Annotated in this window: 9 protein-coding genes; 7 read left to right on the top strand and 2 right to left on the bottom strand. The window is 42.4% G+C overall.

Going from position 1 to position 13196, the window contains the following annotated elements; all coding sequences use genetic code 11:
- The first annotated feature begins 105 nt into the window (after nucleotides 1–105).
- Nucleotides 106–1446: an iron-containing alcohol dehydrogenase gene (locus H0262_RS04820; RefSeq protein WP_181209896.1), complete on the top strand. Its 1341-nt coding sequence runs from the start codon at nucleotides 106–108 to the stop codon at nucleotides 1444–1446.
- Between the two features lie 177 nt (nucleotides 1447–1623).
- Nucleotides 1624–2874: a peptide-methionine (S)-S-oxide reductase MsrA gene (gene msrA, locus H0262_RS04815; protein WP_181209895.1), complete on the top strand. Its 1251-nt coding sequence runs from the start codon at nucleotides 1624–1626 to the stop codon at nucleotides 2872–2874.
- A gap of 124 nt (nucleotides 2875–2998) precedes the next feature.
- Here msrA and folE read toward each other — a convergent pair whose 3' ends face one another.
- The gene (gene folE, locus H0262_RS04810; RefSeq protein WP_226939345.1) at nucleotides 2999–3595 is read right to left on the bottom strand and encodes a GTP cyclohydrolase I FolE; all 597 of its coding nucleotides are present in this window, start codon (nucleotides 3593–3595) and stop codon (nucleotides 2999–3001) included.
- 362 nt (nucleotides 3596–3957) lie between these two features.
- Here folE and H0262_RS04805 point away from each other — a divergent pair, with 362 nt between their 5' ends.
- Nucleotides 3958–4764, top strand: coding sequence for an enoyl-ACP reductase (locus H0262_RS04805; protein WP_011513755.1), 807 nt, complete (start codon nucleotides 3958–3960; stop codon nucleotides 4762–4764).
- A gap of 111 nt (nucleotides 4765–4875) precedes the next feature.
- Nucleotides 4876–5571, top strand: coding sequence for a YoaK family protein (locus H0262_RS04800; protein ID WP_149409437.1), 696 nt, complete (start codon nucleotides 4876–4878; stop codon nucleotides 5569–5571).
- A 48-nt stretch (nucleotides 5572–5619) separates the two neighbouring features.
- On the opposite strand, the gene H0262_RS04795 is transcribed toward H0262_RS04800, so the two are convergent.
- Nucleotides 5620–5781, bottom strand: a complete 162-nt coding sequence (locus H0262_RS04795; protein WP_011513753.1) for a hypothetical protein — start codon at nucleotides 5779–5781, stop codon at nucleotides 5620–5622.
- Nucleotides 5782–6166: 385 nt separating this feature from the next.
- Here H0262_RS04795 and H0262_RS04790 point away from each other — a divergent pair, with 385 nt between their 5' ends.
- The 3 genes from H0262_RS04790 to hrpA all read left to right on the top strand — a co-directional run bounded on the left by H0262_RS04790 (nucleotide 6167) and on the right by hrpA (nucleotide 12881).
- The gene (locus tag H0262_RS04790; RefSeq protein ID WP_149409436.1) at nucleotides 6167–7591 is read left to right on the top strand and encodes a DASS family sodium-coupled anion symporter; all 1425 of its coding nucleotides are present in this window, start codon (nucleotides 6167–6169) and stop codon (nucleotides 7589–7591) included.
- Between the two features lie 221 nt (nucleotides 7592–7812).
- Nucleotides 7813–8409: a DUF1543 domain-containing protein gene (locus H0262_RS04785; RefSeq protein ID WP_181209894.1), complete on the top strand. Its 597-nt coding sequence runs from the start codon at nucleotides 7813–7815 to the stop codon at nucleotides 8407–8409.
- A gap of 206 nt (nucleotides 8410–8615) precedes the next feature.
- Complete coding sequence (gene hrpA / locus H0262_RS04780; RefSeq protein WP_259275406.1) at nucleotides 8616–12881, top strand: ATP-dependent RNA helicase HrpA; 4266 nt, start codon at nucleotides 8616–8618, stop codon at nucleotides 12879–12881.
- Nucleotides 12882–13196 lie beyond the last annotated feature (315 nt).

Genomic DNA, 13196 nt, shown 5'->3' with positions numbered 1-13196 from the left:
ATAGAACCTGGTCCTATGTATATTATTTGAACCTTGATTTATTCGGTTAGTTGAAACGGTCATTATTACCATTAAAAGCATCATTAAAAAAGGATTTTTATACCCATGAAAAAACAAAATAGTATTGCTAAATTAGTAAGTAATAAGTTGGTAAGTAGTAAGTTAGTAAGTACCGATGGATTACAGCATGCTGGCTATTTAGCCGTTGCCAAGACACGCGCCAAAGTACTAAAAGCCTTCGCTTATGTTATCCCGATTAGAAGACCGATGTTATTCGTCGGCGAAAGCTCTTGTGATGAGCTATGCGACATGTTGATTAATGAAGGTAGCACCAATGTCTTTATCGTCACTGATGCGGTATTGAATAAGCTTGGTATACCTGCAAAAGTCACTGATTATCTAGATAGCAAAAATATCCGCTATAAAGTCTATGACGGTATTACGCCAGACCCTACTTTTAAAGTGGTTGAAGAAGGGCTACGCATCTCCATTGATGCTAAATGCGATTCTATTATTGCTATCGGCGGCGGCTCTGTGATTGATGCAGCTAAAATGATTGCTATGTCACAAGGCAACAACTGCAAGCCGCAGCAACTTATTGGCATTCTTAAAGCACGAAAGCCTTCTGTACCGCTGTACTGTGTGCCTACAACTGCGGGTACTGGTTCGGAAGCGACACTTGGTGCAGTTGTATCAGATGATAAAACCCATCAAAAAGCACTATCTATCGACCCAAGAATGGTGCCATTAGCCGCCGCTATTGACCCAGTTATTATGAAAGGGATGCCGGCTCATATCACAGCGGATACGGGTATCGATGTGTTGACCCACGCCTTAGAAGCTTGGATGAGTGCTAATGCGAGCGTCGAGACCGACTATTATGCGGCTTCTGCGGTGAAGTCAGTTATGCAGAATCTGCCAGTAGTATATAAAGACGGCGGCAATCTCAAAGCCAGAGAAGCAATGGGTATTGCCGCTCATTACGGCGGTATTGCCTTTAATAAAGCGGGCCTTGGCTATGTCCATGCCATCGCTCATCAGCTTGGTGCGTATTATAGTATTCCTCATGGTCGCGCCAATGCCATCGTGTTACCTTATGTACTTGATGTCAATCGTCAAGCAAGCAAAAAAAGACTAGCAGATCTGGCTAGAAAAACGGGTATGGTTAAGGATGGTCAAGCCGGCAAGAGTGATGCTGTGATTGCAGATCATCTGATTGCGCAAGTTCGCGAATTGATTGCTACTTTAAATATCGATCCAACGGTTAAAGGTATGAAAACCACTGACTTTGATAGCATTGCTAAAGCCGCAGCTAAAGAAGTCAGCGATACTTATGCGGTGCCAACGTATCTGTCAGCATCTGAAATCAAGAGCATTTTAACGAAGATTCAGCAAGCCAGTGATGAGCATGCCGATACTGATGTTAAGAGCGATAAAGTTGCATAGATGATTTGCTAAATAAATAACCTAGTGATGAATTAATAAAAAGCTTATTATCGAAGGGTAGTAAGCTTTTTCTATGGCCATTCATTAAATATGGTGTATATAAACAACACTTTAGGAATATTTCTGTGAGACCTAAGGGTTACGATGGTTACATGATATTACCCTTAGGAGCCTTTCATGACACACCGATTATTAGTGAATTATAAATTACAAGCTAAAGTCGTGGGCATGGCGATAGTAGCGAGCAGTGTCTTTTATGTCGGTTGCGCCTCCACTGAAAAACCGCCTACCATAAAAGATGTTTCCATTGACAATCCTTATGCGCCTACTGACCCTAATTTAGCAGTAGCGACGGTCGCTGGTGGCTGCTTTTGGTGTGTCGAGGCGGGTTATGAAAAGATTCCTGGTGTGGTAGAGGTGGTGTCAGGTTATACAGGTGGCGAATCTAAAAACCCAACTTATAAACAAGTATCAGCAGGTGGTACAGGGCATACTGAAGCGGCTCAAGTTTATTATGATCCGACCAAGATTACCTACAATGGTATCGTTCAAGCACTATGGCGAATCGCTGATCCTACTGATGATAAAGGTCAGTTTGTAGATAGAGGCACCCAGTATCGCCCAGCTATTTTTTATAATAGTGAGCAAGAAAAACAGATAGCCGAAGCTGCCAAGCAATCGCTGCAAGCCTCTGGCGTCTATAAAAAGCCAGTCGTAATCGAGATTGTGCCTGTTAGCGAATTTTATCCAGCAGAAGAGTATCATCAGGATTATTACAAAAAGAATCCACTACGTTATAAGGCCTATACGTTTAACTCTGGTCGCTACCAGTTCATTGAAAGTGTCTATGGCAAAAAATATGAGTTAGATTTCAACCAATTCAAACCGACTGTAACCAGTGCAAAGTCAGCAATGTCGAATACCTCGTCAGCTGCAGTAAAGCCGTCGACAGTTAAGACAAGTGCAGGCTTTGACCCAGATACCTTTGTAAAACCGACAAAAGCTGATCTTAAAAAATCACTAAGTGACATTCAATATAAAGTCTCTCAGGAAGATAGTACTGAGCGCGCTTTTGATAACGAATATTGGGATAATAAAGAACCTGGACTGTATGTCGATGTAGTATCAGGTGAACCATTATATTCGTCTCGTGATCAATACAAGTCCGGTACAGGTTGGCCGAGCTTTACTCGTCCACTGAATGCTAGCTTTGTCGTGGAAAAGGCAGATCGAGGAATATTTGGCACCCGTACCGAGATTCGTAGCCGTTATGCAGATTCACACGTCGGTCATGTATTTGACGATGGTCCGGCACCGACGGGTAAACGCTATTGCATGAACTCAGCAGCAATGCGTTTTATTCCACTGGCGCAGATGGAAGCGGCTGGTTATGGTAAATGGATTAATGACGTAAAATCAGCTAGCTAGGGATTGTTTGACAACCTTTAATAGCTTTTCAACATTGTTTAATGACTGAAAATCGTGAATAGCTTGCATTAAAAAAGGATACCTAATTAGGTATCCTTTTTTTAAATTTAACGTTTTTAGTCTATTAAAAAGCAGGTTTACGCTTCGGTACAGCATCTAAAAACTCATTGCGCGCTTGATTGTCATGTACATACTCACCTAACATCGACATTGTGCGCGTAGTAGAGTGTTGCTTATTGACGCCGCGCATCATCATACACATGTGAGCAGCATCCATTACTACTGCCACACCGCGGCAGCCCGTCACATCCATAATCGTTTGCGCTATTTGTTCGCTTAAATTTTCTTGAACTTGCAAGCGACGAGAAAACATATCGACGATACGAGCAAATTTAGACAACCCTAACACTTGACCGTTTGGTAAATAACCAATGTGTGCTACACCGTGAAAAGGCAACATATGGTGCTCGCACAATGAATAAAACTCAATATTCTGTACCAATACTAGCTCACGGTTGGTCGATGGAAACAAAGCGTCATTAACGACTTCATCTAAGCTTTGATGATAGCCTTTGGTCAAATGCGCAAAGGCTTTAGCGGCACGTGTTGGGGTGTCTTCAAGTCCTGGACGATGCAAGTCCTCACCCGTTGAGGCGATGAGCTGGCGATAGGATTCGATGCTTTCTTGGTAGTCTGATGCTATTGTTGCGGTATTGCTCATAAGTTTGGCAGCCATCCAAAATGTGGGTGTAGCTTAACGCTAAATCCTTAGTTACAAACAATGGTTGTAAAGGATTATTATAAAAATTGTGCAAGCTGGGAGGGCTGTGATTATACTCGAAATCTACTTAACTTCATACTGCTGTAGCCGGTAGTTCACCGTTTTATCAATATTAAATGGTATTATTGAGCGGGATTAGGCATTAATACAGTGTAAGCAAATACAGTTTACGACTGTTTACTTAAATCAATTCGTGTATAATAACTCATCTTTCAATTGGTACTTCCACTCGCTATTTGTTAGCCAACTATTAAAAATAATCGATCATTTAAATCACCTAAATTGACTTAAAAGGAAATATTATGCTATTACAAGGACAGCGTTTTGTCGTTACAGGCATCGCTAGCAAACTATCTATCGCTTGGGCAATCGCTGAAGCACTACATCGTGAAGGCGCGTCGTTAATTTTGACTTATCCTAATGATAAAATCAAAAAACGGGTAGATATGGCGGCTGAAGCATTTGAGGCGGACTTGGTCCTTGAGTGTGACGTGGCATCAGATGCGTCTATTGCGGCTTGTTTTGAGCAAGTCACTGCCCATTGGGGCGATGGCATTAATGGCGTAGTACATGCGATTGGCTTTGCACCGATGGATCAGCTTGATGGTGATTTTGTCAATGCGACAACCCGTGAAGGCAGTCATATCGCCCATGATATCTCAAGCTATAGCTTTGTGGCATTGGCAAAAGCATCGCGTGAGCTACTTGCTATGCGCCACGGCTCAATGTTGACGTTGACTTATGAAGGCAGTATTTCAGTATTGCCAAACTACAACGTCATGGGTATGGCAAAGGCGAGTCTTGAAGCCAGTGTTCGCTACCTTGCCACTTCTATGGGCGGTGAGGGCATTCGCGTCAACGCGATCTCGGCAGGTCCTATTCGTACGCTTGCCGCCAGTGGCATCAAGTCATTCCGTAAAATGCTCGATATCAGTGAAAAAATCGCCCCGTTACAGCGTAATATTACTCAAGCTGAAGTCGGTAATGCCGCGCTATTTTTATTGTCGCCTTGGGCATCTGGTATCACTGGCGAGATTATGTTTGTTGATGCAGGCTTCAATACGGTTGCGATCAGCGAGCAGCTAATGATGCTTGATGAGCCGAAATAGTTAAAAGGCAATTCTCAACGATATATAATGAGAAGTAAGGAAGGCAGCCAATCGGCTGTCTTTTTTGATTATACTATGGGTTTTTTGCTGATAAGCCATTAAGCGACGAATATGATAACCAAATTACCAAGATGGATATTGTGGGGTGGCGCCGTATTGGCATTCAGTGCAGGCTGTGTCAATACGGCAGCATTAATGGGTTTTACCAATTTATCTGTCTCGCATGTGACAGGTAACGTAAGCTTGTTTGCCGCTGCTATCGCTTATTTAGACATTCGAAGCCTTTTATTTATCGGCGCGTTACTGCTGTCTTTTTTGGCAGGGGCTGTATTAAGTGGTTTTGTTATCGGTCAGACGTCATTGAAGCTTGGTCGACGTTATGGCAATGCGCTTTATATTGAAGCGGCATTATTGTTAATAAGCTATTGGTTATATCAGCAGCATGATTATCTAGGACAGCTTGCCGCTGCTATGGCATGTGGCTTACAGAATGCGATGGTTGCAACTTATAGCGGTGCAGTGATTCGTACCACGCATTTAACAGGACTAACCTCAGATATGGGCGCTGCCATCGGTAATTGGCTGGCGGGTCGTCGCATCAGTAAGCCAACATTAGGCTTTCAGGCGATTATTTGGTACTGTTTTTGCGCTGGCAGTGCTGTAGGTGCTTTTTTATATGCCAGAGTGGGCTATGGTGCGTTGTTTTTGCCTATTACTATTGTTTTGAGCGCAGCCTTCGTATACAACTATGTATCAGACAATCTACCAGAGAAAAGACAGCCAAGAAAAAAGCGCCCATCAGTTTGATAAGCGCTTTTTCATTTTTAAATTTTATTTCAATAGAATCCAAACAGACTACTGATCGTCTTCTTTATGGTCTTCATGTTCGTGCAACCCTTGCATCATATCTAACGCAGAATCGTCAGTACGCTGCTGATCTTCTTTAGCCAATCCATCTTGGTTGATGTCTTTTGGTGCCATTTTCGTCGTTGAGTCAGTTTTGTTGTCATCTGCCATGAGAATCTCCTATTTGTTTTTATTAACTTTCTTCACCAACTCAGTATGTGATACAGCTTATGAGTTGTACAGGGAAGATATGAACATATTTAGTGACGGTATGTAACTTTGTCTCAGACAAACTTCTGGTTTTTCAAAATAGACTTAAATCCATACCTATAAAGCCAATTAGTTTTGGGTAGATGAAATAAAGAGTATATTTCTGACAAGGTTTTCAATATGTCTATATTGATAATAATTTGGTGGATAATATTTCTGCTATGATGGCACCTTGTTTTTGTCAGTACTGTTATTAAGTACGATTATAAAGGTATGGTTAACGGCTGAAATACGTCTTTATATTTATAATTTTTAACACCGTCTTTGGGTACAATAAGGACATTATATGTCAGAGAAAAAACTAGATAGCCATCTTCCTAACGATGGCAATGAGTATTTATTTACAGATACCTTCCCAAAAGGTACCGGTAAAGGATTGATAGTGGTCGCTATCGCGGCGGTTATCAGTCTGTTTATCTATAATGTATTGCCGTATGATATCAGTGCCAATAAAGGCCTCGCCATGTTGTTCTTTATCGGCGTTTTATGGTTAACTGAAGCGGTACATGTGACGATTACAGCGATATTGGTGGTGGTCATAGGAGCGCTAATTGGTTTACCGGATTTCGATGCTGAAATTGGCTTACAAAGCTTTGCTAATCCAATTATTTATTTGTTCTTTGGTGGCTTTGCACTAGCGGCGGCATTGCATGTGCAGCAATTAGACAGGAAAATAGCGCTCAAGATTCTGTCCATGTCAGGTGGTAATCTGAGGAATGCGGTATTCCTAATATTTGGGGTCACCGCATTTTTATCGATGTGGATATCAAATACCGCGACCGCTGCGATGATGCTGCCACTGGCGCTTGGTATTCTAACGCAGGTTGACCGCGAAAAAGACCGTGGCACTTTTGTGTTCGTACTATTAGGTATTGCCTATTCTGCGAGCCTTGGTGGTTTGGGTACGATCGTTGGTTCACCACCCAATGCTATTGCTGCAAAAGCACTGGATATCGCGTTTGTCGATTGGATGAAGTTTGGTATTCCGATGATGTTGGTGCTGTTGCCATTATTGCTCGGTGCGATGTATTTATTCCTCAAGCCCAATCTTAATCGTCAGGTCACGCTGAACGAAGATGATGAGGCTATTGCATGGAATAAGCCGCGTGTACTGACGATTATTGTTTTTATCGTCACAGCGCTAAGCTGGATACTCTCGAAACAAATTGGTGCTGCACTTAATATTGATGATGTTGATTCTATTGTGGCATTGTTAGCAGCATCAGCAGTGGTGAGCTTAGGGTTGGTTTCGTGGAAGCAAGTTTCTGACAATACCGACTGGGGCGTACTCATGTTGTTCGGTGGTGGTATTGCGCTATCAACGGTGTTAAAAGTGTCAGGCGCATCGTTGGTTCTTGGTCAAGCAGTTGCTAATGGACTGTCCTCTGCACCGCTTATCGTCGTGGTACTGGCAGTTGCGGCATTCATTATATTCTTGACAGAATTTGCTTCTAATACGGCTTCTGCTGCCTTGTTAGTCCCTGTGTTTGCGGCTATTGCTGAGCAAATGGGTCTGCCACCTGCAGTATTAGTCATGATTATTGGTATCGGTGCTTCTTGCGCATTTATGCTACCAGTTGCCACGCCACCAAACGCTATTGTCTTTGGAACGGGTCTTATTAAGCAGACAGAGATGATACGTGTTGGTGTCATACTGAATGTTATTTCTACCTTTATCATAGGTTTGTGGGCATATTTTTTCTTACTATAACCTATGAGTGAAGACAGTTATAACCGAACAAACCCAATGTTTAAGTGATTCTTAAACATTGGGTTTTTCATTTACTAGTAGTCATAATGTCGGTATAAAATACTTATCGTTTCTTTCTTGCTATCATTGATTTATTAGCTGCTCAAAGCAGATTGGGATGACTATTGACTGACTAGGTTTATCTAACAAGGAACGTATAAGATGTCTAAGGAATCTCTAAAATGCCAACCCTATATATGATTCAATTAGGCGGTCGCCCCAAAGGGCGGTTGATTGAACAACATGATATATTTTTTGGCGTGGCCAATCAGGTTAATGAATTAATAGCAGATATCAATAACCATTGGCCTGAAGTGAAAAATAAGTGGCATATTGATTCATACCGCGCTATTAGCAAAGTTGATAATTATGCAATTAAATTATTGGAATCCAATATTCAAGCAGAGTGCGCCAACGACTTAAAGCTATTCTTTATCAATTTAGGCGGCTATCAGCAGGGCAGTTTTGAAGAATTTCATTATAAGCTACTTATCGTGGCTGATAGTCAAGCAGATGCAGTTAAGCAAGCAAAACAGAGCGAATTTTATAGACAATTTACTTTTAAAGATAAAGCATCGCCTTTTAACGCTGCCTCACATATTGATGACAAGTTTGAGGTAGATATAGACGACATATATAACGTCAATGATCTTATCTCAAATGTTAAAATCATTATCGAGCCTTTTGCCAGAGCGCTTGCTAAAAGTATAAATGTCATAGAAGATAAAAAATACGTAGGATATTTAAGTATTAAAAATCTTAAAAAATTAGCACTGTGATAATATTAATTGTCGATTATGTGTTTATGAGTTTTAAGAAATACGTCTAATCACTCCTGATCTCTGTGAGATTTTTGGTTGTTTTATAAATTTGATACGTTCTATAAGCAACAACTCAAGTCTAGGCCATACACGAGTAACTTGAATCGCAGCTCAATTATCCCCATAATCTAACTACTCCTAAATAATAAATAGCCTAAGTAAATATGCCTGATACTTCAACAGAAAATCAAGAAAAAAGCCAGCCTGTACAAGCGGAAAATCTGAACATAGAGACAAAAAATACGCAGAAAGAAAGTGTGGATACTCAACAGGTTATTTCTGTTGCTAATTTACCTGTGCTCGCGAAGGATGAGTATTATCTCAGTCGCCTTGAGCGTGAGCTGGCACGTGCAAAATCATCTGCTAATAAAAATAGCAATAAGGATGACAAACACAACGTTAAAAATAGCAATGATTTGGATAAAAAACGCGCCCAATATGAGCAATTAAAAGCTCGCTCGCAACAAGCGGTACAAGCGCGTATAGAGAGCATTCCAGATAGGCTGGCAGAAAAATTGAATCAGGATCTCCCTGTTAGCCAACGTGGTGATGATTTGATTCAGGCAATCATCGATAACCAAGTGATTATCGTTGCAGGTGAGACAGGCTCCGGTAAAACTACGCAGCTGCCTAAGTTAGCAATGTTAGCAGGGCGCGGTATACGTGGGCAAATAGGGCATACACAGCCTCGACGACTGGCGGCACGCAGTGTGGCAAACCGTATCGCTGAAGAATTGGGCGAGCAGCTTGGTAATACGGTCAGCTTCAAGATTCGCTTTAATGAGCAAGGCACAGCGCAATCAGTCGTGAAGCTCATGACTGATGGTATTTTGCTGGCGGAATTGGGCCATGATCGGTTTTTGAGTAAATACGATACTATTATTATTGATGAAGCCCATGAGCGTAGTTTAAACATTGACTTTATTATGGGTTATTTAAAAAAACTGCTGCCCAAGCGCCCTGATTTAAAAGTCATTATTACCTCAGCGACACTGGACACTAAACGCTTTAGTGAATATTTTAGTCGCTACGATAATAAGCTTAAACGGCAAATTCCTGCGCCTATTTTTAATGTCGAAGGACGAAGCTTCCCTGTCGAAGTGCGTTATCGTCCGTTAACAGATGAGCCAGTAACCAGTTCAGACGATGATAGCTACGATGACTTTGAAGAAAATCTGCCACGTGCGGTGGTTGCTGCAGTGGAAGAATGCTTTAGCGATGCACAAAACAAAGGTCATGCTGATCAAGCAGATCTCTTGATATTTGCAGCCACTGAAGCTGAGATTCGTGAGCTACAGGAAGTACTTGAGCGTCATGGACCTAAACATACAGAAGTGTTGCCACTATTTGCACGGCAGACCTATGAAGAGCAGCAGCGCATCTTTCAGCCATCAGGTCGTGGCCGACGTATTGTTATCGCGACTAACGTCGCTGAGACGGCATTGACCGTACCGGGTATTCGCTATGTGATTGATTTGGGTTTTGCACGTATATCACGCTATTCTTATCGTTCGCGCGTACAGCGTTTACCAATTGAAGCCATCTCGCAAGCTGCTGCCAATCAGCGTAAAGGGCGTTGTGGTCGTGTTGCGCCGGGTGTTTGTATTCGTTTATATAGCGAAGAGGACTTTACTGGTCGTCCTGAATTTACGGAACCTGAGATTTTACGGACCAATCTTGCATCCGTTATTTTACAAATGGCAAATCTGCGCCTAGGAAGCGTCGATGATTTCGCCTTCATTGAGCCACCTGACAGTCGCTTGGTTACTGATGGACATAAATTGCTTGATGAGTTAGGCGCGATTACTGCTAAAAACGACGTACCTTCAGCTAAACAAACTAACAAGCCAAAATCAAAACAGGGTCTGGATCATCTGGTTCTGACACCGACTGGTCAAAAGATGGCACGTATGCCAATCGATCCAAGGCTGGCACGTATGCTGGTAGCTGGTAGCGATTTTGATTGTATCCGAGAAATGCTCATTGTCGTTGCGGCGCTTGCTGTCCAAGATCCACGCGAGCGGCCAGTAAATAAGCGCCAGCAAGCGGATCAGAAGCATGCTGAATTTCGCCAAGATGACTCTGATTTTTTATTCTATTTAAGTCTGTGGAAAGCCCTGTTTGAGAAAGACGAAGACGGTAACAAGTTGTCTGGCAATCAGCGCAAACAGTTTACGAAGAAAAACTATCTAAGCTTCCCGCGTGTACGTGAGTGGAGTCAAACCCATCGTCAGTTAGTACAAATGGTCACTGAGCTTAAGCTGACTGATGCTAATGAGGCAAAAACTGCTGACAAGAATGCCTCGAAAGAAGTGACTCACAGTGACCCTACCGCGATTGAAGATGAAGCACTCAAAGCGGTTAAATACGCCAATTTACATCGCGCATTATTAACAGGTCTATTGTCTACGATTGCTCACAAAACTGAAAATCGCGGTGAATACTTAGCCGCTCGCCAGCAGAAAGCCAAAATATTCCCAGCCAGTACGGTTTTTAAGCAAATACCACCTTGGGTCATGGCTTTTGAAGTGGTCGAAACCTCGCAAGTCTTTATGCGTACCGTTGCCAAGATTGAACCAGAATGGATTATCTCAGCCGCCGGTAACTTATTAAAATATCACTACTTTGAGCCACATTGGTCGAAAAAAACTGGCCGCGTTAAAGCTTATGCCCAAATCAGTTTGTTTGGTCTGATTATTATCAGCAAGCAACTGACCAACTATGAGCAAGTTAATCTAAGCGAGTCGCGTGAGATATTTATCCGTGACGGTCTGGTTACTGGAAATTTAGGTAGACAAGCACCGTTCTTACAGCATAATATGGATAAAATTGCTGACATTGAACGCATCGAGGATAAATTACGCCGCCGTGATTTATTGGTCGATGAAGAGTCCTTATATCAGTTTTATGATAAAAAAATCCCCGATCATATTGCGAGCCGCAAAACGTTTGAAGACTGGCGTGCCGAAGTTGAAAAAACCGATACTAAGTATCTGTTCTTTACCGATGAAGACGTGCTTAATAGCCAAGCGCCAACGACAGGCGATTTCCCAGAAGTGTGGAAACTTGGCGATTTAAAGTTGCCACTACGCTATATTTTTGATCCAGCGAGCGATGATGATGGGGTGACCATCCGTGTGCCACTTGTCGCGCTACCGCAGCTTGATGCGATTGAGCTGTTATGGGGTGTACCCGGTTGGCGTTATGAGCTGGTATTACAGTTATTAAAATCATTACCAAAAGACATTCGTCGTCAGATTGTACCTATTCCTGATACTGCCGATAGCTTGTTTGATGAATTGCAGCCTGCGGGTGGACAGGGGTTATTAAAACAGCTTTGCCAAGCACTTAACCGCCGTGGCATTATGTCAGTTACTACAGAGCATTTTAATCCGTCTAGTATTGATCGTTATTTGCAGCCACAAATCTGCGTGGTCGATGATAAGAACCGTATCATCGAAAAAGGACGCGATCTGCAAACGCTACAGATTCGCCATGCTTCTCAGACGCGCCAAGCGGTGAATGAGCAGCAAGGCGCGCATACAGAATTTCCTGAGCACTTCGCCTTTAGTAAAAACCATCATAGCGCAGGTGTGGTTATGAAGCAGTTTGCTGCTTTGGTTGCTGACGAGGCAGGTGAAGCGGTATCTATCCATCAATATACCGATGTTAATGCAGCACTGCAGGCGCACCGTATCGGGGTGTTAACGCTAATCAAAAGCAGACTTGGCTCAAAGAAAAAACAGCTGACCAGTCAAGTCGACAACATATTTAAACTGGCATTCGCACCGCTTGGTGATATGGAAAAGCTTAAAACTATCATCATTGATGCGACTTTAGATGCAACACTCGAAGAGCACTATGTATTGTTTGATCATACGGCAGACCTACCTGAGAGTGCTAATGATGTTGCGGTTGGACTCAGTGAGGAGCTACCCTTTACTCCTGAAGAGTATAGCCAAACGCTCGATGTGATACTAAGTAACTTTTTGCTGATTGGTCAAACGATCATAAAAACCCTCAAAAACGTTTATACCCGCTGGCAACGTATTCGCCAAAGCATGCTAATGCTTGATCGAGAGATATTTGGCGAGTCTATTGAAGATATTGAAGATCAGTTAGCAGATTTGCATTTGGCTGATTTTGTTTATCGTATGGATTATAGCCACTGGCAGCAGTATCCACGCTATCTGGAAGCGCTAGAGATTCGTATCGACCGCCTTGAGCACAATGTTGAAGCTGACCTCGATGGCGTCTATGCCCTTGACTTACATATGGAAAGACTTGCAGGACGTGCTAATGATAAAGCCATCAGCGATTACCGCTGGATGGTCGAGGAGTACCGCATTCAACTGTTTGCTCAGCCGATGAAAACCCGTATGGCGGTATCGCCCAAGCGTCTCAGTAAGATATGGGATAAAATAAGTTAGCATGAAAGTAAGTACTTCAGTAACCGTTCGCAAATTTTTATGGTCATGCTTTTAGTTGCCATTTGCTAAAAGCATGACACTCTTGCCCGTATTATCAAAAAGCTTATTCAACCGCTTATATAGATATCTTAGACATTATCATGACACTTGCTGCTAAGCTCATAACTTACAAGCCTTTCTAGAGAAATAAATATTCAAGCAGTCGCCATGCACCGATTGCTAACCTCTAGAGTGTTTCAGTTATCATTTTTACAAAATTAATGCATCTCTTTCACGTTAACAGTCGTATGTAAATCTCTGTCATCTCCTACATTG

The sequence above is a fragment of the Psychrobacter sp. D2 genome, from assembly GCF_013608135.1.
Lineage (GTDB): Bacteria > Pseudomonadota > Gammaproteobacteria > Pseudomonadales > Moraxellaceae > Psychrobacter > Psychrobacter cryohalolentis.
The sequence above is the reverse complement of the archived record's forward strand: the minus strand, read 5'-3'. Positions and strand labels throughout refer to the sequence as shown.